The organism is Paenibacillus sp. J22R232, from assembly GCF_056269165.1.
The window spans coordinates 89,079-113,713 of record NZ_JBWDNK010000011.1; the positions used below are offsets into that span (position 1 = coordinate 89,079).

A 24,635-nucleotide genomic window follows, 5' to 3' on the forward strand; every position below is an offset into this window, starting at 1 on the left:
AGCATCCTAGCTTCTTGACCTTAATGTTACGTTTCCGGCGGTCAAACAACAATGCTGTCGTGTCTTGTATCCTTTGCGATTTTGTAAGGTGGTTAAGCTCTCCTAGTTGATAGCTCTAACGTCAATATCATCGAAATAAGCCTGCGCAAAATGCGTATATACGCCAATTTTACCTTTGGGTAACGCACTCTCGGTAACATTAAGCTTGAGCTGTCCATTGACATACGCTTTAATTGTACTCCCGTTAACTTCGAGCTTGAACACATGCTGAACGCCTGTACTCAGAGATAATGGGACATATGAAAGGATACTTTCAACGCCATCGACAGTCTTTCTAAGAATGAATTGTCCGGCATGATCATCGTAATACGCATAAAAATAATTATTATTGTCACTAAATCTGGCAACCAGCCCCATACGGCCAACATTTCCGCTCCAGCTATTCGCCTTCACTTTAGCCTCTACGCTGTAATTCTGCCAATTTGTATCCCCGGCTGTGGATTTGGAACCGCCAAAGTTGAAATTGTCAGCCCGATACGCCTTCGAGCCACCTTCCGTTTCAATGCTGTAGCTTCCCCAGGAACTCGCAACAGTCCACGCTATGCTTGAACTCTCAAAACCTTCATAAAATAGGATGTCCGAGGTGGTTACCGATGCATGACTGCTCGCAGCCGACTCATTTCCAGACGGATCAATCGCTTTTATCACATAGCTGTATGTCGTTAGCGCAGTTACTCCCTTATCTGTATACGAGAGCACATTCCCATTCACTGCTGCAATTTCAGTACCATTGCGATAAATCTTATAACCGGACACACCCGCGTCATCTGTCGATTTATCCCATGATAGATTCACCTTAGATGAGAAAGGAGATACGGCTGTCACGTTGGCCGGTGTTGTTGGAGCGGTCACATCCGTACCGATGGACGGCGCATACACCAATTCGAAGCCGTACCCTTTGTCGGTCTCGATAGGAAGCGTTATCGTATCGCCAAGCACGCTTATTGGGATTTCCTGCAATCTTACGCCGTTCATCGTTAGTTTATAGGCTTTGTAGTCCCCCGCCGGCCGATTGGTCTGGAGTTGAACTTCCGCAGTGCCGTACTTAATCAGCGTCGGAGTTGTTCCCCGGTAATAATAGGTTGAACCGCCAACCGTTTCTTCATATTCACCCGTCGCTGCTGCATCCGTTGTATAGATAATCAGCATTCTTTCACTGCCATCTAGCGGCTGATCATCTAGTGAGGCCACGGATAAGGTTCCTTTAGGCAGATTCGCAGACATTGTGACGGGCCCAAGCTCATAGCTGTTGTTATTCAGCGTCCCTGCTGCGGCCACCACGTAAGGCGTGTTAATGAAATAGGTATTCAAGTTAAGATCAAAGAGGAGCTCTCCCGTGTCGGAAACCAGCTTATTATTATTTAAATGAGCTAACATACTGCTTTTAAGACCGACATCATCAATTGCATGGATAAAGGTCTCTGCTACTTCCTTCAACGTCATGCTATTCGTAATCGTAATCTTATTAGCAGCAGGAATATCACCGCTAGCGATCTGCTCATCCGTAAGTTCTGGCGTAATCTTATAGATCGCATAAGGCTCGCCTGGATGATCGGCATAGACCGTTACCATTTTGAAAAGATGAGGGATGTACATGCGATTCCTTTCGGGAGATTCATTTTCCGTAGCGGAGGCATGGGTCTTCACATAGGTTTTATCTCTCACAATGACAAATTTAGCATCCGCTGGCGTGAGATGGGCTTGCCTAAATACAAGCGTGCCCTGGTATTCGGACATAGTAGCAATCACATCGGTTAAGGAATCAAAGGAGGTTGATCCTCCTTGCGGCGTTTCATTAACGGCTTCATTAACTCGGCTCACATAATGGAAACGGTTAAGCATATCCCATCCTTGGTAAGCGCCGGCCGCTGCCGTCATCAAGCCAATGTCGTCTCGGCCCTTGTTCGGGAATTCATGATTAAATTCCGTCAACGCAAACGGCTTGTTATACAGCTGCCCCAATGCAAGACCGGGAACATAGTTTTTGAATATAAACGAGCCATATTGCGGCACATAATTAGCACTCGATTCCGGTGCAAAGATCATGCTGTAACGCGGATGTGTCAACGGATTGTATTTGAAGGAAGCCCCTCTGCCATCAACAATGCCGTTATAAAGATGCGTTTCATGAATATCGGCCTGCGTCCGCCAATAATTCGCTAAGGAATCATTGATATAGTTGATGCCGCCAATCGGTGCTTTTACGCCAATCGTGTCCTTGAGATACGACTTCATTTCACCATAGGTAGCAAACTGCTTCTCCGTAAAGTATTCGGCCAGATCGTCTCGAATGCTTGAATCTGCTACCCAGAAATTATTGGGAAATGTTGTGATTTCCGGTTTTCCTTTGCCAGCCAAGTAATGATTGAAATCAGCTAGCACCCATGCTTTAAAATTCGGGTTGGAGAAATCGGCATTGTAGAGAATCACTTCGTTTATGGGGGACACTCCCATGATTTGGGGCTCATCCTTCAAGGCAAAGCCGGTATACGGATTCACATGATTAAACAGCTGATAAGCAAAAGATTGCCAGATCGCTTTCCCATCCGGAAGGAGTGTAGCCAAATATTTGGATGCGGTTGAGCCATATACGCTTTCACCAATGCTAGGCACATTTTTGAAATTTGCAAAGGACATGATGTCCAGGTCAAGATAAATGCCGCGTGCCTTCAGCAAGGCGTTAAAATAATCAAAATTATCAAGTTTATACGTATTCAGGGTCACCGTGGTGGAAGTGAGAGGCTGCATGAGCCCCTTAGCCCAATCAAAACTTTGGTCTATGGACGAATAGCGCACCACATTGTAGCCCATCGCAGCAATCCGATCTGCCATGACAACCATTTCCGCTCTCGTTGGGTCGACCATGTAACTGCCGTTCAGATTTCCCCCATAGAACTTTACTTTCTGATTAGGCTCATCTTCAAAATAATAATCGCCGTATTCATCGATTTGTACGGAACCGTGCGTGCCTGCCGGCTCAGGATTCAAAAAGGACAAATCCATGGCACTGTCCGGGGCAACTGCCATAGTTGTATCCATGGCGCGCCAATTGGCATCTGCTACGATAGGTGCTGCGCCAACTGCCGGAGCATAACCTAAAGCACCACCAAAGGGAAGCAATACGGCTGTAATCATAATCGCCGCAAGCTTTGATATCATCTTTTTTCTCATCTTTCATACCTCCTGCTTTCGTTTAATTTTTTCAAACATCGAAATGAAAGCGCTATTAAAAATTTGTTTCATTCGTTATCTTCACATCACTCCCCTAGCGAATAGCTTCATTTAGAACGATATGCCAGACTAATATAAGGGATTTGCCAAGAAAGCAACAATGATCGTATGTCTTTCGATTTTGCGATTTTGTAAGCTAAGCAGATTGATAAATAAAAAAAGACCAGCCTATTAGGCCAACGTCATTAAGTTAATTAACTTAATGACATTGCCTTGTAGGCTAGACTTTGTTCACCTTACTTAAAGTTATGAAAGCAACTTACTAGCCGCATTGTCGGCTGATATCTTCTTAAACACCTCATAGCTGCGATTGGCGCATTCCGAAATCGCAATCGGATGAAATCCTGTCACTTCAGCGTATAGCGTATCGTGAAGCGGTTCGGCCCACTGTTCCGGAAGCTTATCGGCCCCTAGCTTAGCACCCATAATAGATCCCACGGTAGCTCCATTGCAATCGGTATCCCAGCCGCCTAGCACGGCTGTCGTAATGGCTAGTTCGAAATCATCCTTAGCGAAAATGAGCGATGCCGCCACTAAAGCTGCATTATTGTTCGTATGGACACAATGATAGTGCTTGAACGCTTCCCAGATCCGATCGACTACATCCAATTGATCAGCAGCCGTACGCGCAATGTCTACCGCTTTGCGAATATCATGAGCCAAACGGCAATCTCTCGGGATTTCGCTAAGTCCAATTTCTACGATACGTTCATTATCGGTTTCGTTAAAAGCTGCTGCAATCATGGCGGCCACAAACATTTCCCCATAAATACCGTTCTTCACATGGGAAAAGGAAGCATCACGCCATGCAAATTCAGCTGCCAGCTCTGGATTTCCCGCCGCGCCGTAAGCAAAGCCATCGGCTCTGATTTGAGCTCCAATCCACTCCCGATACGGATTTAACCAAGTTCGCACCCATTCGCTATCCTGTGCCCAGTCCTCCGTTTTTTCACCTTGCATATGGGAAGTTACTTGGGCGAAATTCAAATAAGCCTGCGTCTCTGCTGTACATACTTGCTGATAGCTTAAATATTTATGCCACAGCTTGCCAATATCCCAAGCATCAAAATCCATTCCTTTTTCCTCTAAAAGAATTAAGCCTAACACCGTATAACGTATATCATCGTCGGATTCCATAAATTGAATATGCTCTTTCCAGCTTTTCTGGCACCAGTCATTCACTTTCAAATCGTACTCTACAGACGCCCGCGAACTCCCCGGGGTATATCCGCGAATCGGCCAGGCATCTGCTCCTTTGAACCAGAGCTCAATGTTTTTCCATCCCGCTCTTCCTCCGCTGCCATCCATAAATTGGCGGTTTTCAAGCGGTTTCCCCAAGGCACACCCTATACTCCGGCCGAGCCACGCACCGTGAAATTGATTGAGCCACTCGGCTTCAGATTTATCTACAGTTAGCTGCCGCGGTCCTTCAGGCCTCTGCGCAATAATACCCGGTAAATCTGAGGGTTCGATGAATGGAAAGTCTGCACGAATCTCGAGCGACATCAACTGCTGATATACCGCCATCAGCATCGATTCATCTTCTCCGGCTGCATCCCACTTCGCTTGAAATCCGCTAACGTCGCAGCCCTCTTCTCCTCTTTGTACTATTTCCAAATATACAATGTCCTTCAATCGCTCCCAGCCCGCCATCGTAAAACCACCTTTATCGTAAGATTTTAAGCTGATTATACGGATTTGGCTTTAGCGAATCTTCTCAATTTCCTACACACTTCTCAAAATAATTGCTTCACGCCAAATTGTTTGCGGTACTCTTGTGGCGACGTGCCGACAGCAGCGTTAAATGCCCGATAAAAGGACGCCAAGCTCTGAAACCCGCTGGAAAAACTAATGTCTGCGATGCTATCAAGATTCGTGACTAGCTGTTTCTTAGCTTCGCTAATCCGCAGCTGTGTCATATAAGCAATAAAGCTGATGCCTGTATGCTCCTTAAAAAATCGGCTTGTCCGTGCGGTGCTCCACCCTAGATGCTCGGCAACATCGGTAAGTTGAAGAGGCTCTTGAAACCGTTCTTTCATAAAAAGCATGACTTCTTTAATCTCTCGCTTCGACTTGGACATTTTCATCCATTGCTCATTGCTAAATGCGCTCCGGTAATGGCGAAGCAGGATGACACCAAGCTCTAGCAATTTGCAACGTGCTATCGTGAGATAACCTTCCGTTTTTGCGTTAAGCTCTTCATAAATTTGCTGAATAAGCACCCCAATTTGTTGGGCAAGCGGTGTTCCGGCGGCAATATGATTCTCGAATCTCTCTGATCGATAGGCAAATGGGAGCAATAATTTTTCATCCTCTTCAAGGAAGAGGCTCGGATCGAAATTCAAAAATATATATTGGCTTGGATCGTGCAGCGCGGATTGAGCAATATGAAGTTCTGTATTATTGACAATAAAGACATCGCCTTTGCGAACCTCATAAAGCTTATTTTCGAAAATAAATTGCCCTCGCCCGCCCCGGCAATAGCCGATTTCCAAGCTTGAATGGAAATGAAGAGGCTGCGGATACGGTTTTGGACACCAAAGATACGCATTTATTGGAATGAGATTGTCATATTCTATCTTCTGCTTCATTTGGTTACAGTCCACCTTTAAGAGAAGCCGCCCTTGAACCCTACGTTGTGCAGCCCTAGATTGTCAAAGCCTCAATAGCATAAAATGTTCCGTTTATTTCGTCAAGACCGGGGTTCTTCGCTCCCGCTAAAGCACCAGTAACGATTGGCTTCAGTCCATATTTTAGCATATTTTGTTGATAATAACTGCCCGTCTCTCAGCTGAGCTTAACGAGCCTTAATTCGATAATTGGAATCCAACAGGGTCTTTCGCTTAAGGTTTCGCACGACCACGATAGATGCTGAAAACCGAGAAGGGAACCACGGCTAATACAGGATACACCTTTGGATCTATATGGATCAATATGGATCTATAGGTATCTCGATGTAGCAAGAATCGTAATATTTTAATAAACCGATTCTTCTGGCATATGCCAATCAATGTTGATAAATCCGGCGGCACTTAATATTTGACTGAATTGCATTTCTTCGCCCCATAGGTTAAACTCTTTATATCGACAAATTTGCAGGTCTATAAAAGGAGGTTCGCGCGCCCATGTGCCCCCGTACCAAAGAACAAAATGAGCTCATACGCATGCAGCGCAGAAAACAGATTCTGGACTTCGCTGCGCGCGCCTACTTCCGCACAGGCGGGAGCTTTGATATCCGCGACGTCGCGCGCGAAGCAGGACTCGGTTACGGCACGGTTTACCATTATTATCCTAACCGGCATTTACTAATAGAAGATGTGCTGGACAGCGGCTTCGAGCGATGCGAGCAAGTTCTGGCAGAATGGGCGAACAGCAGCCGCGGCAACCCGGATAACAGGCAGCTATTAACGTATTGCAAGGTGCTGCTTCGGTTGTGGCAGTCGGATGCGGGAGCATATCTCGTCTACAAAATGGCGGCGGAGCATTATGCGGGTTTGCCTGAGAAGGATCGGCACACCGCCAAAAGCCGATTCACGGAACGATTGTACGTGCCGCTCCAATCAATTGCCAAGCGTGAAGACGACAGCGTAGACTATTTGCTTGCGGTGCTGGTTGGCTGTTGCGGGCTGAACTACTATGCGAGCACTTCCGGGCTGGATGTCGATCGAATCGCCCAGCTCGCGATGCAAGCTATAACGAAGGAGTACTGATTCAAACATGATCATCTTAAAAAGCAAGCATGAAATCGAGGCAATCCGCAAGGCATGCCAAGTGGTGGCCGAATGTCATCGCACGATCGCCCCGCTCATCAAACCGGGCATCACGACGAACGAGATTGAACGCATATTCGAGGACACTATTCTGAAGCACGGTGCCAAGCCATATACGAAGGGTTACAAGGGCTATCCATATGCGACCTGTGCCTCCGTCAACGACGTAATCGCACATGGCTTCCCTACGGATAAGCCACTTGAGGAAGGCGATATCGTGACGCTCGACACGGTCGCTGAGCTCGATGGCTGGCTCGGCGATTCAGCCTGGAGCTATGCGGTCGGGAAGATCTCGTCGACGGCCGAGAAGCTGATGCGCGTCACGAAGGAATGCCTTGATCTCGGCATCGCGCAGGCGCAGCCCGGCAATCGTCTCGGCGATGTGACGAGCGTGATCCAGCGGCATGCCGAGTCGAACGGCTTCGGCGTCGTGCGCGACCTACTTGCCCATGGCATCGGTCGGGACCTGCACGAAGAGCCGAACTATACACACATCGGCAAGCCCGGTAGTGGTCTCCGCATTAAGGAAGGCATGGTGTTCACGATCGAGCCCATGATCACCGAGGGCACCTACTACATGACAATCGACTCGGATGGCTGGACCGCACGGACACGGGACCGCAAGCTTGCCGCCCAATACGAGCATACGATTGCCATTACCGCTGAAGGCCCACAAATCCTAACCGCGCAATAGAATAATAAGAGGCCGACCAACAAGATGGTCGACCTCTTTTTACGTATTCGGTGTAACATCCTGCTTCTACCGCTCTCTTAATGGGCCCAAAGGAGTTGAACAAATCTATCTGTAGCACTTGATTTCTAAACTCGCTGATCTCAAAGAAGAAAACGCCATTCTAAAATAGCAGGCAGGTCCATATATGTTTATTTTGTTGAAGAACCAAAATCAGTTATTTTAAGCTTAATATCGAAGGTAACTGGAATTTGACTGAATACTTCATCCCAATTACTTTTAACCTTTTTCCACTTATGAGGATATTTAATAGAGAGATGTTTCCCGAATCCTGCTACATCCACTTTGTATTTCGATTGCATCTTCCACATCAGATTTTCAATCATGATTGCTAAGCGTTTTTCAAAAACCTTCTCCGCCGCTTCCAAATAGGCCAGCTCGGATGGATTTTCCTTGGTATCCCAATTTTCAATTAATCTCCCGTTCGATTCAATGGATACGTGAAAGGAAATGTCTTCTCCCTGCAATTTTGCGGTCATTTTACTTTTCATGGATTTAATTTCATAGGTAATAGTCTCGTTTCTCCAATCATAACTTTTAAGTACTCCTCCTTGACCTGTACCTTGAATCCAAGACAAACTTTCCACGTTTTCCTGATTCAAGTTGCCAATCCACTTGCTTTTATCTCCCTTAATGATACCAGCACCTGAGAATTCAATTTCACCCTTCGAAGTGACGATCGTTTGTAATAGGAAGCTTTGTTTGGAATGAATCAATCCGTCTATCTGGGTTAGATTGACCTCCTTCATGACCTTATTGGTTCTGTAACTGTTTTGAATCATGGAGTTAATTCGAAAAGCAGGCACTTCTTCCGGTTGATCACTGAGAAACGTGTCAGAAGCCCTGCCCTTACTGAAAAACACCCTGCAGCTTGGGCGTATATCATTATCACGAAGCACAAAATCCATGAGTTGGTCCATATTCCGCTGTTGTGCTAATTGGGTTGATAATACGATCACCTTAAGATGATGTCCGATGACTGGACGATCGCGCCGTGTGGAGTATTGACGCATAATTTCGAATATGGAATCCCCCGTAAGACTCAAGTTAGAGAATTTTACCATCTGCTTTTCTTTTGACTTTTCTTGCCTTTCAAACGATTTTATCGGAACAATCTGAATCGTAGCCGTAACCAAATTTTTTTTGGCATACTTTGCATCCTGACTTTCCAAGTCCCGTTCAATTGTATCACGTCCCCCTACATCTAAAGCCAGGCCCGCATATACGCTTAAATCTTCGATTTCTTTGCTGCTCCAACAACCTGGCGTTACAACGAGCGAGCATAAGAGAATGGCAATAAGCACGCTTTTACGTCTATACATGATGCTTCAACACCTTCTTTCTAACGATCAAAATGAATGAAAGGAGGACTGGTACAAGGAAAAACAACACAATCCCCATATTGCCTATATTGTCGCCTAACTTAAACACTTCGTTTATTCGCTCGGGGAGCAGCGCAGTGATAAAGATAGCTGGGATTAACCCAAATATCACGGGATGTATCCTAACGTTAAATACTTGTGAAATACCTAACGAAGCATTGTAATAAAAACTGGTGAAGTTGCAAAATAACTGCATCATCCAGATCACCAAAAATGGGAATTCGAAACGTTCAAAAATTAACCCCGCTATTTCAAAGCTTCGTAGCAGGTCGATTGTAGGCCATGTGCTATTCATAACCGAATCTACGGACATTCCTCCAATAACGACAACTACGGTCATCAGGTACAGCACAAATGGAATTCCTATCCCTACAAAAGTGGCTTTGAACGCCCGTTCGGGATGCTGCATATGCGCAACAAGCATCATGATCACTTCACATCCTGTGAAAACAAGTACCGTTGACTTCAAGCCCTTGAATACGGGTAATAAGCCTTCACCTAGAACTGGGCGTAAATGATCAATATCAAACAAGCGAATGCTCAAGAAATAAGAAAGAACAAGGATTAGGATGCTAATAGGGAATATAATCTGAAATACTCGTGCAATGGAATTGATCCCTCCAAAGCAGATATAGGCACCTACCCAAATGAAGGGAATGACAATGGCCCAAATAGGCGTTCCTTCCAGCAAAAAATATATGGTAACCTCAGCAAATACCCTAACCTCGAAACCCGCAATAATAATGAAATAGATGATCAAGCATAGGCTTAATATCCCGCCCGGTACCGTGCCTACGATTCGTTTAGCAAATTGAAACACCGTTTTATTCGGAAATTGCTGACTTAATTTCACCATGACCATTGTTACCAGAATGACGATTATGCCGCCTAGAATTACAGATAGCCATACATCTGGTGTTTGGGCGGATTCGATTACACTTCGGGGTAATGTCAGGATACCCGCCCCGAGTACGGAATCTGTTATAAATATCGATGTTTGCGTAGTGGTGATTTTGTCATCTGAACGTATAAACATGATTCCCCCTCCTCTCTAAGCAGCTAAGAAATTCTCTTCTTGTCTTTAGTCTTCATCATGTTAGGTCGTTTTTTCATAAAAGGCAGTGGGGAACGTACAAACAAATCCTTCCAGTCATTAAAACGAAACGGTGAGATCGGCGTAACATAAGGAACCCCAAAGCTTTTCAACTTGCTTAAATGGCCGCATATTAACAAAAAGAACAAAATGGTTCCAAACATCCCGAGCACTGCTGCACAGAGCATGCCAGCGAAACGCAATATTCGCAATGTGATTCCTGCGCTATATACGGGTATTGAGAAAGAAGATATCGCTGTCACGGCAACGACTATCACCAGAAATGGGCTGACAATTCCAGCCTGTACTGCAGCCTCACCAATGATTAAACCTCCAACAATGCCCATTGCGGGTCCAATAGGTTTGGGTAAGCGGATTCCGGCTTCGCGTAATATTTCTATCGATATCTCCAGGATCAATACTTCTATTAGGGAAGGAAAGGGAACACCTTGCCTTGTTTCAATGATTGTGACAGCCAGTTCGGTCGGGATTAAGCCTGGATGAAAGGAAATAAACGAAATGTATAATGCTGGTGCCATAAGCGCCAAGAACGCTGCAAAAAATCGTAACAAGCGCAAAAAGGTTCCAGGGATCCAGCGATCGTAATAATCTTCCGGTGATTGCAGCAGCATGCTAAACGTTACTGGAACGATTAACGCGAAAGGCGTACCATCCAATAGAATTGCAATCCTTCCTTCTAATAAACTGTTAATGACACGATCGGGACGTTCTGTATTTTGAGTTTGCTGAAACGGGCTGAGGTAATCATCTTCTATCAGTTGTTCAACATAACCAGATTCAGCTACGAAATCTATATTGATTTTTTCTATTCGATTTCTAACTTCTTGGAGCAGATCAGGGTTGACTATTTCTTTCATGAAAGCAATAACCAGTTTTCGTTTGATTCGAGCGCCTACCTCATACATATTTATCTCTAAATCTTCACTGTAGCCTTGTCTTCGAAGCATCGATGTATTCTCGCTTAGTACTTCAGTAAAACCGATACGAGGGCCACGAAGCAAAGCTTCAGAGCCCGGTTCGTTAATCGCCCTGGACTTCATTGTTGACGAGTGAATCAGCAGTGCATTAGGCATGCCTTCAATAAGCAAAGCTGTAAACCCCATCAAAATGGATTGATTTAAATCATGAAGCTCTACGGCCTCATACGCCTCGCAAACGGGCAGTACCTCTTCTATCAGATAAGTGGAAATCTCCAATGGATTTATAGTTGAAATATCCTTTACCGTATATGACATTAATACCTTCATTACATGCTCACTGATCACTTCTTCATTCTGCATCCCATCTACATAAATGAGCATGGCTCGAGCATGGCACTGAGTGATTTGAAATTCACGAAAATGAACATCGCTGTTACGGCTAATGACTTGTTTGATTGCATTCAAATTTTCTTCATAATCGACAGACAAACCTGGATTTGGAGCAAGTTGACCGCCGCTTCTTTCTTTTATGTTAGGCGTATCCTTTTTTGCCGCTAAAGACCTCAGATATTTGTTTAGATAATAAATGCCCATGGCAATCAACATACTTATAAGAGCCTGCACACACATTTTCCAGTCAGGAAGATATGATATTATGAAGGACCACATGATCATCATCCCTTTCCAAAAAACCTTAAGCTTAACTTGTCCCATTATTTTCATTTAATCCGAAAATTTTCATTCTCTTTTCTCTGATTCAATATGCTTAATTTCTGGTTAACCTGAAACACGAAAAAAACCACCTTTACAGGTGGCTTCCAAGAATTAAGAGTATTAAGAGTTCCTTCTTGTCTTCGGTACCCTACATATCTGATAAAGCATATCCTTAAGAACGCCGGATCGCTTTATGTACGATACAATTATGCCAATGTTAGCTTAGTTACGCGTCCATCGAAAATCCATTCAGCAACATAAACAGAACCCTTGGAATCTACACAAATACCATGAGGTGAACTGAATTTATTATCTGCGTAGTATGTCTTAGGCAAATTCGGCCAGCCTTCTTGTTTGTAAGCCTGCTGATCTTCGCCTAGATGACAGATCAACCTATCATTTTTGTCCAAAATCGTTATTCGACTATTTAAGTCTGGGAAAAAGAGATCGTCCCCATGAAAATAGAAGCTGCAGGGCTGATCCATATCATCAACGATGACTCTTTTGAAATCACCCTGTAAGGTAAAGACTTGAATCCGATGATTGCCACGATCAGCTACATAAACCTCTTCTATACCGCTGCGTATATCAATGGAAATACCATGTGGACAGTTCAATTGACCCAATTCCGTACCATTTCCACCCCAGGAAAGGATATATTCCCCTGATGCCGTATAGTGATGAATCCAGCTTTGACCATAGCCATCAGATACATAAATATCGCCATTTGCCGAAACGGCTACATCTGTAGGGATATATTTAAGTTCCTCATTATATAAATCCGGACGATCAGGCGTTCCCAATGTCAGTAAGTGATTTCCGCTTAAATCCATTTTTACAACATTGCCTCGAGAGGTGTCCGTAATAAAGAGGAATTCATTGTTATGCTCTTTATGAAGATAAAATCCGTGTGCACCACCCTCGAACTCTTCACCCCAGGCCGCTAGAAATTCCCCTGTCTGATTAAATTTGAAAATGGAGGGTTTACCTGTATGAAAAACATAGACGTTATCCTGTTGGTCTACTACAATTCCATGTGTATAGCCAAACTTTAAGTGACTAGGAAGCTTTACCCAGCCTGGAACGACATCATAGCTTCGTGCCGTATTTCCTAATTGCGGAATTTTGTTTGTTATCATCATTATTCCTCTATTCCTTTGTAAGTGATTGGATATTGTTCTTTGTATGCAAAAAATCGATTAATTTCTATACTTTCTGCTCTAAAAGCCTAATCTTGACGGAATATTCTATTATGATAAACTCCCAAGCTTTTTTAATCTTTGAATTAACCAGACATATTTTTGCACTATAAGGACATTATCCGCTTGTTCACGCGTACCCCAGTTCGGAATTATAGCATTCTCTTCTGCAACCCAAAAAGGCTAATCGTCCGACGATTAACCCGTCGGACAATTGGCCCTCTTCAAAAAGCTCTTTCCAGGTTTAAGCATAACGGAACTAACCCCTGTTTTTGAGACAGAGATAAAACACCTAACTAACATGCCAGTTGCCAATACTGAATCGGTGACTGGTTATTTAGTTTCGCTTGGATACGAATATGGTTATAATAATGAATGTATCATTGACTATCTGTATCACGATGGCGGTCGTTTTACAGGTTAAATGGTCGAGATAGAATGTTTCGCACTTTAGAGAGACATGAAACGATTCGATGGGGGCATTATCAGCGGGCGTACCCTTACGGGACATGCTCATGGTAATGCCTTTGCTTTTTACGGCCTTCTGATAAGCCTCTGACGTATAGACCGAACCTTGGTCACTATGAAGCACACAATCTTCTGGCAACGCAGGAAGCTGATCTAGCGTGTCCAAAACAAATGCTGTATCCTGTGTATCCCCTATCGTAAAAGCAACCATTTCTCCATTAAACAAATCTTGAATGCTTGAAAGATACAACATTTTAGGCCCAAAGGGCAAGTAAATGATGTCCGTCACTATCATCTGCAGGTGTTTTGTTCTATCTCACGCTTTGGGGTCAGTTCCCTTGCAGAAAAGGTTCTTTAGTACACCTATTTTAGTATACTGCCATCGTCAAATTAATTTAAGAGAAAAATGTTGACAACATATTAGCTGGTTTTAGTTGAATGAAGAGGTTTTTTCAATCTGATTTTTCTAAATAAAAAGGGTACACAGATTAATGCTAAACCTGCAAGAACAAATATAGAACCGTAAGCTATGAGTAAAGGTGTAGTGGCTGGTATGAGCATTCCAAGTTCATATATTGATTCCCCGCGAGCTTGTGTTAATAAAACTACCAATCCTTTATAAATAACATATAGCCCAAAAACGGGGGCAATCCATACTAGGTTTTTTAACAATAAAACACCTCCTTTAGTCGTTAATAAGAACGCTATTTTTTGGAAAAAGTTGCTTTCACCATCTTTTCTATTTTTCGAATGTTTTCCGCTATTCTGCCAGATAGGTTAAACTCAGTACACTAAGCCCAAGGGAAGGTTCCTGAACCTATTCCTCTTGAAGATTTGATCACTCTTTCATAATTTTGTCGGTCAAATACAAAATCGTTAACTCCATTAAAATACTTGATCTTATCAGAGATACTGTCTTGATTACCTAAATTAGACCATCTAACTGTATTTTCCGTAAATTCTATATTGACTGTTATAGCACCACAACCTAAATCTGCGCATGCAGGGCAAATATAAATGGAGTTTCTATCATTCGGAAAGTCTGACGGACAACTGAGTAATAATCGTTTGATTTGAAGGTCTTGAAATTCTTCAGGTCCCCACCCAAGACAGGAGACAAAGTCGAAATCATGTGCGATACTTTCAAACAATGAAGTTCCATCGATAATGATATCCGCATAATCTATAATTCCTGGATATCCGTCTCGTTGTCTGTTCTTTATTTCAATTTGTGATACAGTCACGGCAAACACCTATTTCTTATATCTATATTTCAACTAAGAATGTTGACTTTTTCCTCGCTAAACTGACTGTTAGCTCAACGAGGCTGCCGATTTATGCCGGCAGCCTCGTTCTGGTGATTGTTAAGCTATAGTTCGCCGTTAGCTCAACTCATTACGTTGAAAATCGTTAAAATCATCTATAAAATAGCCTTCTGATTTCCATCCACTATTAGTTTTCTGTATTAATGCCCCTATAGACGATTTAGCTTTACCGAATCTACTCATAAGTTTGGCTTTATAATAATCCATATCGCGACCTTCAAAAACATAGTCTATCGCACAATAGTCATCTCCCATATATATTGCAAAGTTATAACCGAAGTAGTCAGCAAATTCTTGGCATATTCCCCTTAGTTCAAATTGTAACTCTTGATTTTCTATAAAGTGGTACCACCTAAAACAAGGACTGAACTCACAGATATACTTATTAAATATAAATCTAAACCCACCGGGGCCTCCAAGCTCAACATATTCTTCATTCCCAATTAGCACGGGATCAAATGGCCCAAAGTTGCGTGATTCACTAATACGATCACGATTTAATAACCATTGCATGTCAAGATGCGGGTTATGAAAATTAACTTCTTTAATACATTTGACAACTTTTGGGAATTTGTTCCCTTTAACAATCTCTTCTATAAAAACTTCTATGGCTGTAACATCTAATGAGTGTTTAAAAACAGCTGAGAAATCTATCCCCATTTTCCCACCCCACAATTCAAAATCCTTCCATCCCATTATATCATTTTTATTCCCACTTAAACTAAACTGCCAGTTCGTATTGAAGTTCAACTAAATCTTATACCATAGCTTTCAACAGACAGGACAATTCAAGAGCAATAAAAAAAGCCACCTGGAAAGGTGGCTTGCACTCAATCAGAGTACAAAAGTATAGATAGGAGTGGAGAGTCCTGTCCTGAACCTGTAGTTCAGATTGGATTGATATTATGAACTCAAGCTTCAATACGTTTCCGCTAGGCAATATGGAGAACAGCTTTAAAAATGTGATGGACTTACACCGTGCCGGAGTTGATTTTCTGGTAGGGACGGATGTTACGCCGGTTCCTGTCCGAATCTTGGCGGCCTTGCGCATGGAGCCAGCGTCCATCATGAAATGCAATTGCTGGTGAAGGCCGGGTTCACTCCGATAGAAGCTCTTCAGTCGGCTACCGCAAAACTGGCCCGTTGCTTTGGTCTTAACGATCGTGGTCGTATTGCCGAAGGTATGCGCGCTGACCTTTTTTTAGTAACCGGTGATCCGAGACAACCAACATCTCAGATACCTTGTCGATTAAATTCGTGTGGTTCAAAGGTATGCAACAACGATATTAATCAGAGTCGATATCCCCGTATAATGTCGTCAGAGCGATTGCATACGCTATTAAGGAACTAGATAATGCCAATGTAAACGATATAATTACATGGCCGCCCCCTACAAACATATAAAACATTAACCGTCCTCGAGATTCTAAGCCAGTGATGAGGGCCGGTATTTCCGGTCCGCATACCCGGTCTCCTTGTTTTCTTATGTTTTACTATCAACGGTATTTAGTGATAAGTGTATTGTGATGGGAATATTGTAATTTTTATTTTAAATTATCAAACTTCGTTTTAAATCTAGACGTGTACGTGGACGACGTGAAGCCGAGTTAATCGAAATCAAAATATTAATAAACGCCCCGGGAGCTTAAGCTTCCGGGGCGTTGTTCATGAGCTTCCCTTCTATTCCTTTTGTTGCGCCAGCATGTTCAACAGTACCGATACCGCTTCCGCACGAGTCGCAAGCGAATCGCCGTTGAACATATTGTCGCCCGGGCCTTTCATGATACCTAACTTCCTCATGGCCTCTGCCGCGCCCTTCGCCCATGAAGGGATGCTTGCATCGTCCGCGAAGCCGGTCGTGGCATTTGAATCGACCGCCAGCTTCAACGCTTTCGAGATCATTGCTGCCATCTCCGCGCGGGAAACGGGGGCGCGCGGACGAAAAGTACTGTCTTCGTAACCGTCAACGAGGCCTGCTTGCACCGCTCGCACGACCGCGTCTTTCGCCCATGTCGGAATGCTGGCCTTATCCGCGAAATCCGTTTCCATTGCTACGGCTGGTAGCTTCAAAGCATTCATCAGCATGACAACGAATTCCGCGCGAGTAACCGAATGGTTAGGTTTGAACGTTCTATCGGCGTAGCCTTTGACCCATCCTTCGCCGATCGCCTGCTTGACGAGCTTTTCCGCCCAGTGGCCCGAGATATCGTCGAATTCAATGTCCGCCGCGGCCTCGTCGGATAAGGCGAACACGGCGTATTTCTTAAAGTGATCGACTTCGACGACGATTTTATTGCCGTTGACGATGCCGCCGACTTCAACCCATACCTTCTGCTTTTCGTCATAATAACATACGGCTGCTTTTCGGTTTGGACCGATCGCTTTCGCGTCGAACGTGAAAGTCAGGGTGACCGGCTTCAAGAAATTTTCCGAGAAGTTTTTCAAAATCTCGTAGACCGGGCTCGCCAAAATGTCATCTTCCGTTATGAGCCCTTGCACGTCCAGCAATCTATTAATGGTTAGCTTCAGTACTTTGTCCGTGGCGTTCGCCGGAATATCGATCGTTACCGCATTCTCATAACGAACTTCGCCTGCCTTGCCTACGGGAAGCAGAAGCTCACCAATCTCCACAACGATTTTTCCGTTATCAAGCTTCGCCGGATCACCTACTTCGTGATCAGCCACAATCGCTGTCCACTTCGCGTACAGCGTCACGCTAGCCGTTACCGTATCCGTACCGAATTGCCATTCCGTAGAGCCAGCCGCTTCCTTGTACCAGCCCTCGAAGGTAAAGCCGGCTTTCGTTGGATTCGCAGGAGCTGTGATCTTCGCTCCCGCGCTCACGCCGGCCAAGTCTGCAACCACGCTGCCTCCTTGCGAATCGAATGCCACCGTGTACGTCGGATCCGGCATCCAATTCGCGTACAGCGTCACATTTGCCGTTACCGTATCCGTGCCGAATTGCCACTCCGTAGAGCCAGCCGCTTCCTTGTACCAGCCCTCGAAGGTAAAGCCAGCTTTCGTTGGATTCGCAGGAGTCGCGATCTTTGCTCCCGCGCTTATATCGGTCAAGTCCGCAACCACGCTGCCTCCTTGCGAATCGAACGTCACCGTGTACGTCGGATCCGGCGTCCACTTCGCGTACAGCGTCACGCTAGCCGTTACCGTATCCGTGCCGAATTGCCATTCCGTAGAACCAGCCGCTTCCTTGTACCAGCCCTCGAAGGTGAAGCCGGCTTTCGTTGGATTCGCTGGAGCCGCGATCTTCGCTCCCGCGCTAATATCGGTCAAGTCCGCAACCGCGCTGCCTCCTTGCGAATCAAAGGCAACCGTGTACGTCGAATCCGGCGTCCACTTCGCGTACAACGTCACGTTCGCCGTTACCGTATCCGTGCCGAATTGCCATTCCGTAGAACCAGCCGCTTCCTTGTACCAGCCTTCGAAGGTAAAGCCGGCTTTCGTTGGATTCGCTGGAGCCGCGATCTTCGCTCCCGCGCTAATAGCGGTAAGGTCCGCAATCACGCTGCCTCCTTGCGAATCGAACGCCACCGTGTACGTTGGATTCGGCGTCCACTTCGCGTACAGCGTCACGCTAGCCGTTACCGTATCCGTGCCGAATTGCCATTCCGTAGTGCCAGCAGCTTCCTTGTACCAGCCCTCGAAGGTAAAGCCGGCTTTCGTTGGATTCGCTGGAGCCGCGATCTTTGCTCCTGCGCTGATATCGATCAAGTCCGCAACCGCACTTCCTCCTTGCGAATCGAACGCCACCGTGTACGTCGGATTCGGCGTCCACTTCGCGTACAGCGTCACACTAGCCGTTACCATATCCGTGCCGAATTGCCACTCCGTAGAGCCTGCCGCTTCCTTGTACCAGCCTTCGAAGGTGAAGCCGGCTTTCGTTGGATTCGCTGGAGCCGCGATCTTCGCTCCCGCGCTAATATCGGTCAAGCCCGCAACCACGCTGCCCCCTTGCGAATCGAATGCCACCGTGTACGTCGGATCCGGCGTCCACTTCGCGTACAGCGTCACGCTAGCCGTTACCGTATCCGTGCCGAATTGCCACTCCGTAGAGCCAGCCGCTTCCTTGTACCAGCCCTCGAAGGTGAAGCCGGCTTTCGTTGGATTCGCAGGAGCCGCGATCTTCGCTCCCGCGCTAATATCGATAAAGCCCGCAACCACGCTTCCTCCCTGCGATTCGAATGTCACCGTGTACAAGTCAGGGATGACCGCTTGCAAGACGAGCCCGCTAAGCCCCACAGCCACGAACGCGCCGCTACCGTAGCTGACGTCCGTCAACTGCTTCGATGTCGTAAGTGTCTCGGTCGTCCAACTCGTGCCATCCGTGGATTTCGCGATTTTATTCGGTGATCCTACGGCCACGAACTCGCCGTTGCCATAGCTAACAGCCATAGGATACCCACGGACGCCCGTTGATGAGCTCGTCCAATCGATGCCATTCGAAGATGTCACCACGGCTCCGTCGGACAATGCCGCCATGAACTTTCCGTTCCCGTATACGACGCTATAGATCCCGTCCGAAGTATTCGAAGTCCGACTCGTCCAAGTCTCTAAGTCGCCGGAAGTCAAGATCGTACCGCCGATGCCGACGGCCACGTACATGCCGTCGCCGTATGCGATGTCCCAAAGATTTTGCGAAGTGCCAGAAGTTCGACTCGTCCAGCTTACGCCGTCGTCGGAGGTCGCGAGCGCCCCTGCAGCACCCACCATCACAAACTTGCCATTCACGAACGAAACGCCGAATTGCGAGCTGCCAAACGTACGGCTTGTCCAACTCGCGCCGTCGCCAGAAGTCAAGATGGACCCGTTGCTACCCACGGCCACGAACGTACCATTGCCGAAGCTCACGTCGTATAACGATTGCCAAGTACCTGAAGCTCGGATCATCCAGTTTGCGCCGCCGCTTGAAGACATAATCGTCCCGGCTTCTCCTACCGCCACATACGTACCGTTGCCATAGCTAATGGCATTAAGATCATAACTGGTTCCCACTGTTCGGACGACCCAACTCGTCCCATCCTCGGATGTCAATATCGTTCCCCCGTAGCCTACAGACAAGTATGTGCCATTTCCGAATACGATCCCATTCAAGATCGAAAGCGTGACCGCATCGCGTTCCTCCCACGCCACTCCGTCGACGGAGGCGTAGACGAGTCCGTTATGGCCCACCGCCACAAAATCACCGTTGCCGTAAGTGACGTCTTCCAGCGTTAATCTAGTATCCAAATGTTGCTTCGTCCAACTCGCGCCGTCGCCTGAAGTCACCATCGCGCCAGCAAACCCCACCGCAACATACGTGCCGTTACCGAAGGCAATGCCAAAGAGATCCGGAGTATTGCCGGGCGAGGCGTCACTCCAGGCCACTCCGTCAGAGGAAGTCAATATCGTCCCCGATTCCCCTACCGCCACAAATTCGGCCGAACCATACACGACGTCCGTCAGGTTCTCATCGGCACTCGAAGTACGACTCGACCAATTCTCTCCGTCAGCAGAAGTCAAGATCGTCCCGGCGTCTCCTACCGCCACGTACAAGCCGTTGCCGTAGCCGACACCCTCTAGAAATTCCGAGGTTCCCGACGAACGGGAAGTCCAGTTCAATCCATCGCCCGAAGAGACGATCACGCCTCTATCGCCAATCGCCACATACTTACCATTCCCATATACGATGCCATTGAAATAAGGAACTCCCGGGCCTGACCAACGATTCGTCCAGTTCGTTCCGTCGGCGGAGGTCAGCAGAGTACCGTTCCCCCCCACTGCCACGTATGTACCGTTGTTGTAAGCAACGCCTTGCAGATCCTCGGACGTCGGATAGGGACTCCGAATCGTCCAATCGAACGCGGCTGCCTGGTCCGCATAAGTCGGAATCATTCCTGTTAACAAGAGCAATGCCATGAATATCGTCACGTAGCGCTTGATCATCACTTCGAAAACACTCCTCTACCAATAATGTCGTCGTTAACTATAACAGGAAAATAGCACAGTATTCTTAATGAAATCTTAATAGCGACATCATTCGACCTTTTCCTAGCGCTCTTTTCCCGTTATGATGAGGAGAGTAGTAGGGAAGCAATAGAATCGGAGTGTGGTCGTGACATGCATCAAATTCTCGTTGTCGATGATGAGCCGGACATTCGCATGCTAATCCGCATGCACTTGGAGAGAGCGGGCATGCGCGTGGTCGAGGCTGCCTCGGGGCGACAAGCTATCGAAACGTTGCGGGAGCAGCCCATCGAATTAATGATATTAGACTTAATGATGGATGATGTGAACGGCTTTGAAGTTCTTCAATATGTGAGAGCTCGCGGAACCGACACGATCATCATCGCATTAAGCGCTAGAAGAGAGGTACAGGATAAGATCGATACGTTAGGGTTGGGAGCGGACGACTACGTCACCAAGCCGTTCAGTCCGATGGAATTGCTCGCCCGCGCACAGGCGCAACTCCGAAGGCATCGTCCCGGCAGCACGTCGCACCCCTACGGGGTCATTCGGATGAATAAGCTGGCGCTCGACATCGATAATATGGTGCTGGCCAACGGATCGCAACGTCACGAATTGACGCAATACGAATGCGAGCTGCTGCAATTGTTCATGAAGAATCCGGATCGCGTGCTGACCAAGCGAGACATCTACCTGCACGTCTGGAAGCACGATCACGTGAATGACAACAACTTGAGCGTATTCATGAACCGGTTGCGCGCCTTGCTCGACGACGACTCCGATACCGCACCGCAGATTCATACGGTAAGAGGCATCGGTTATCGATTCTCAGGAGACGGCATATGAAAAGTCGCACGAAGCTCTGGCTCGTCATGCTGATCAGCGCTGCAAGCAGTCTGGTTTTATTCTTGTTGTTGTCCTTCGTTGTCACGAAGATATGGAATGATGGGTATAATCTGAATCAATTGGAGTCGATCGCGCACGAGACGCTGCAGACCGTCGAAAGGCATAGTCTTGACGGCGTTCGACCGATTCTGGATGCGGTTCACGACCGGCATCCGGCGATACGCTTGGAATGGGTCGCGTCGGACGGCTCGACGATCTACGATACTACCGGCGGAACGGCCCGTTACGACTTCGGACAGTTGGCCGGACGCTTCGTGAATATGCCGGACAACCTCTGGGCCGAGCATGAAACGGCCACTCTCGTATATTCCCTGGCCCGGAACGGACAATCCGAATATCTGTTGTTAAGCTTACCTAGCGATGAGATGAAAACGGGGCAAATCTACTTCTTTTCACGATCATTCAAGCTGTTGTACGCTCTCATCCTGCCCGTCCTGCTATCCGCCCTGGTTCCCTATTTCCTGTCGATCTGGTTCTTCTCCTCCATTAATCGTCGCATCGGCAAGCTGAACAAGGCCTTGGGCCAAGTCGGCTTAAGAAGCGACGTCCTGGTGCTAGAGGACAAGTCGAAGGACGAAGTCGGCCAGCTCACCCGTCACTACAACGAGATGGCGCGCCGGATTCAGCAACAGGCCGTTCAAATCGAGCAGTTCGATAAACGACGCCGACTGCTGCTGTCCAATTTGTCCCACGATTTGCGAACGCCGCTAACCATGATCTTGGGCTATGCCGAGACGATTCGCACGAATTCGTTCCATGACGACGGAGAGCTTCGCAAAAGCGCGAAAATCATATTGCAACGTTCCCGCTACATGGACAAACTGTTGGATCAGTTGCTGGACATCTCGCGGCAAGACTCAGGCGCGTTCGAGATTCATCCCACCCCGACCAACTTGTCCGAATTGTTGCGAAAAATCGTGTCCGACTATCTGTTGCTATTGGATGGGCAAAACTATGCGGTCGACATTGAGATCCCGGAAAAGGACGTCGAGTCGGATCTCGATGCTTCCCTCATGGAGCGTGCCGTTCGCAACTTGCTGGACAACGCTTTACGTTATGGAAGCGACGGGGAGTATCTAGGGATCGGACTCGTCCAAGAAGACGATTGCGTGCTTATCATCGTGAAGGATCGGGGGAGAGGCGTCGACCCCGCCGACCACGACCGCGTCTTCGAACGATTCTATCGCGCGAACGAAGGAAGGCAAGGCGAAGGTCTCGGCATCGGACTTTCCATCGTGAAAGAAGTCGTCGAACTGCATCAAGGCCACATCCGCTTGACCAGTACCCCGTATGGGGAAACCTCGTTCACGCTCCTACTGCCGCAGCGTCGATCGCAGGAATTATCGTCGAACGGCCAGATTCCGCCCAAAATAAGACAAGCCTCCGCCCCAACTGGTTTTACCCCCGTAAAATAGACAGTGAGAAAGAGTATTCATTTATGCGGCGATCGCGATTCGGAATTCAACCGGAGTACAGTCGCCGAGTTTTTCTGGAAACGTTCTTGTTTTTAAAAGTCTATATATTCCGCATTTACAATTAGCCGACGGACGAAGCTTTATAACAAAGTTTGATAATTTCAAAGCTACATACCCTTGATTTTCTTTAAGGAGACCAAGTATTTTAATAATAAAGTTTGATAAAAACTGAACTTAATCGAGTAGGAGGAGGCGCCTAGCCTAGCCTCCTTCCTCTCACACCACCGTACATGCGGGTGCGCATACGGCGGTTCCAAAAGGTTAACAAAGCTCTAAGTAACCAGAGAGCAAACTCTTCAGCCCTTTCGCTTCCCAATAGGAAGTCAGAATAGCATTATTTGTGTTTCGAGACATTTCCCACGCTCCGCGTCTGGAGCTCTCCATGACAAAACAGGCCCATTCTGGAACGCCAAGTGCTCGGAGCTCACGGATTGGGGGCCTACCCGTTTCCACTGCTTCCACAGACACATGCGCAGCCTACGACGAATCCATTGGCCAAATTTCTCGCAGCGACTCTTTGCAGAGGCTAGCCGGAAATAGCCAATCCAGCCGATGAGATAGCGGTTTATCTGCATCATCCGGTTTTCCATAGATATCGATCGCGTTCGCTTCGTCAGCTCTCTTACTTTCGCTTTGAATCGCGAGATTGTTTGAGGGGCTAAACGAATGGTTGCCTTCTTGTCCCTTAGAAAGCTAAGCCCTAAGAATTTTCGGTTCCAAGGTCGGTCTAACGCGCTCTTATCTCGACTCACTTTCAGTTTTAGCTTTCCTTCTACGAAGCTTGTTACCGAATCCATAACACGTTCACCTGCACGTTTACTCGCCATGAAGATATTACAATCGTCCGCATAACGGACGAATCGCAATCCTCGTTCAGTTAGCCATTGTTCAAGTCGTCCAATAGGATGTTGGCTAGCAGCGGACTGAGCGGACCACCTTATGCGAAGCTTTGCATAGACCACCTTGGGGGTCCCTTTTGGGGTGGCATATTTCATCCCGTTTTCCATGTATCCGGCTTCGAGTATTTGCCTGACCAATTTAAAGATTCTTCCGTCGCTCACTTGCTCCGCGATCATGTCGATTAGCGGTTCGTGATGCACCGTTCCGAAGAAATCCCGCAAGTCCGCGTCGACAATCCATTCGCATCCGTCCATCAATTCGCGATAAATCTTCCGCATCGCTTGATGCGTCGATCCGCCTGGACGGTATCCGAAACTGTATTCGCCAAACAGCGGTTCGAAGATAGGCTCCAGTCTGTTTTTCAACGCTTACTGACATACCCGATCTCGTATCGCAGGAATGCTGACATTGTCAATTCCGCCGCTCCCACCATTCGCTTTCACTGATTCCCATGCCATT

Annotated in this window: 16 protein-coding genes and 4 pseudogenes; 7 read left to right on the forward strand and 13 right to left on the reverse strand. The window is 46.8% G+C overall.

Annotated elements, in window-relative coordinates:
• Positions 1-102: 102 nt before the first annotated feature.
• The 3 genes from AC0YN3_RS24960 to AC0YN3_RS24970 form a co-directional block, all read right to left on the reverse strand.
• Positions 103-3,231 carry a fibronectin type III domain-containing protein gene (locus AC0YN3_RS24960; protein ID WP_475777640.1) on the reverse strand — a complete coding sequence of 1,043 codons (3,129 nt, stop codon included), beginning with the start codon at positions 3,229-3,231 and terminating at the stop codon, positions 103-105.
• Between the two features lie 306 nt (positions 3,232-3,537).
• Positions 3,538-4,944 (reverse strand): ADP-ribosylglycohydrolase family protein, encoded by a 1,407-nt coding sequence (locus AC0YN3_RS24965; RefSeq protein WP_475777641.1) that lies wholly within the window; start codon positions 4,942-4,944, stop codon positions 3,538-3,540.
• 83 nt (positions 4,945-5,027) lie between these two features.
• The gene (locus AC0YN3_RS24970; RefSeq protein ID WP_475777642.1) at positions 5,028-5,882 is read right to left on the reverse strand and encodes a helix-turn-helix domain-containing protein; all 855 of its coding nucleotides are present in this window, start codon (positions 5,880-5,882) and stop codon (positions 5,028-5,030) included.
• A 573-nt stretch (positions 5,883-6,455) separates the two neighbouring features.
• Here AC0YN3_RS24970 and AC0YN3_RS24975 point away from each other — a divergent pair.
• Both AC0YN3_RS24975 and map read left to right on the forward strand, forming a co-directional pair.
• Entirely contained in the window at positions 6,456-7,001 is a 546-nt protein-coding gene (locus AC0YN3_RS24975; protein WP_475777643.1) for a TetR/AcrR family transcriptional regulator, read from the forward strand.
• A gap of 7 nt (positions 7,002-7,008) precedes the next feature.
• Positions 7,009-7,755 (forward strand): type I methionyl aminopeptidase, encoded by a 747-nt coding sequence (gene map, locus AC0YN3_RS24980; protein WP_475777644.1) that lies wholly within the window; start codon positions 7,009-7,011, stop codon positions 7,753-7,755.
• Between the two features lie 188 nt (positions 7,756-7,943).
• On the opposite strand, the gene AC0YN3_RS24985 is transcribed toward map, so the two are convergent.
• From AC0YN3_RS24985 to AC0YN3_RS25020, 8 genes and pseudogenes are all read right to left on the reverse strand, one after another.
• The gene (locus AC0YN3_RS24985) at positions 7,944-9,134 is read right to left on the reverse strand and encodes a Ger(x)C family spore germination protein (RefSeq protein ID WP_475777645.1); all 1,191 of its coding nucleotides are present in this window, start codon (positions 9,132-9,134) and stop codon (positions 7,944-7,946) included.
• The gene (locus tag AC0YN3_RS24990) at positions 9,127-10,230 is read right to left on the reverse strand and encodes a GerAB/ArcD/ProY family transporter (protein WP_475777646.1); all 1,104 of its coding nucleotides are present in this window, start codon (positions 10,228-10,230) and stop codon (positions 9,127-9,129) included. Before AC0YN3_RS24990 ends, AC0YN3_RS24985 begins: the two co-directional genes overlap by 8 nt.
• Before the next feature lie 23 nt (positions 10,231-10,253).
• Positions 10,254-11,897 carry a spore germination protein gene (locus AC0YN3_RS24995; RefSeq protein WP_475777706.1) on the reverse strand — a complete coding sequence of 548 codons (1,644 nt, stop codon included), beginning with the start codon at positions 11,895-11,897 and terminating at the stop codon, positions 10,254-10,256.
• 251 nt (positions 11,898-12,148) lie between these two features.
• Positions 12,149-13,084, reverse strand: coding sequence for an NHL repeat-containing protein (locus AC0YN3_RS25000; protein ID WP_475777647.1), 936 nt, complete (start codon positions 13,082-13,084; stop codon positions 12,149-12,151).
• Positions 13,085-13,437: 353 nt separating this feature from the next.
• Positions 13,438-13,910: pseudogene (locus tag AC0YN3_RS25005) on the reverse strand (IS3 family transposase); the annotation flags it as partial.
• A 119-nt stretch (positions 13,911-14,029) separates the two neighbouring features.
• Positions 14,030-14,281 (reverse strand): hypothetical protein, encoded by a 252-nt coding sequence (locus AC0YN3_RS25010; RefSeq protein WP_475777648.1) that lies wholly within the window; start codon positions 14,279-14,281, stop codon positions 14,030-14,032.
• Between the two features lie 119 nt (positions 14,282-14,400).
• The gene (locus AC0YN3_RS25015) at positions 14,401-14,853 is read right to left on the reverse strand and encodes a hypothetical protein (protein WP_475777649.1); all 453 of its coding nucleotides are present in this window, start codon (positions 14,851-14,853) and stop codon (positions 14,401-14,403) included.
• 138 nt (positions 14,854-14,991) lie between these two features.
• On the reverse strand, positions 14,992-15,684 hold the full coding sequence (locus tag AC0YN3_RS25020; RefSeq protein WP_475777650.1) for a hypothetical protein: 693 nt from the start codon (positions 15,682-15,684) through the stop codon (positions 14,992-14,994).
• A gap of 134 nt (positions 15,685-15,818) precedes the next feature.
• Here AC0YN3_RS25020 and AC0YN3_RS25025 point away from each other — a divergent pair.
• Positions 15,819-16,224 (forward strand): annotated as a pseudogene (locus tag AC0YN3_RS25025) (amidohydrolase family protein); the annotation flags it as partial.
• 390 nt (positions 16,225-16,614) lie between these two features.
• Here AC0YN3_RS25025 and AC0YN3_RS25030 read toward each other — a convergent pair.
• Positions 16,615-20,874 carry an InlB B-repeat-containing protein gene (locus AC0YN3_RS25030; RefSeq protein WP_475777707.1) on the reverse strand — a complete coding sequence of 1,420 codons (4,260 nt, stop codon included), beginning with the start codon at positions 20,872-20,874 and terminating at the stop codon, positions 16,615-16,617.
• Positions 20,875-21,102: 228 nt separating this feature from the next.
• Here AC0YN3_RS25030 and AC0YN3_RS25035 point away from each other — a divergent pair.
• From AC0YN3_RS25035 to AC0YN3_RS25050, 4 genes and pseudogenes are all read left to right on the forward strand, one after another.
• A pseudogene (locus tag AC0YN3_RS25035) lies at positions 21,103-21,327 on the forward strand (response regulator); the annotation flags it as partial.
• Positions 21,307-21,409, forward strand: a pseudogene (locus tag AC0YN3_RS25040) (DNA-binding response regulator); the annotation flags it as partial. The pseudogenes AC0YN3_RS25035 and AC0YN3_RS25040, both read left to right, overlap by 21 nt.
• A 68-nt stretch (positions 21,410-21,477) precedes the next feature.
• Complete coding sequence (locus AC0YN3_RS25045) at positions 21,478-21,741, forward strand: helix-turn-helix domain-containing protein (protein ID WP_376769720.1); 264 nt, start codon at positions 21,478-21,480, stop codon at positions 21,739-21,741.
• Positions 21,738-23,216: a HAMP domain-containing sensor histidine kinase gene (locus AC0YN3_RS25050; protein ID WP_475777651.1), complete on the forward strand. Its 1,479-nt coding sequence runs from the start codon at positions 21,738-21,740 to the stop codon at positions 23,214-23,216. The genes AC0YN3_RS25045 and AC0YN3_RS25050 overlap by 4 nt, the downstream gene beginning before the upstream one ends.
• A 383-nt stretch (positions 23,217-23,599) precedes the next feature.
• On the opposite strand, the gene AC0YN3_RS25055 is transcribed toward AC0YN3_RS25050, so the two are convergent.
• Positions 23,600-24,541: a group II intron maturase-specific domain-containing protein gene (locus AC0YN3_RS25055; RefSeq protein WP_475777652.1), complete on the reverse strand. Its 942-nt coding sequence runs from the start codon at positions 24,539-24,541 to the stop codon at positions 23,600-23,602.
• Positions 24,542-24,635: the final 94 nt, after the last annotated feature.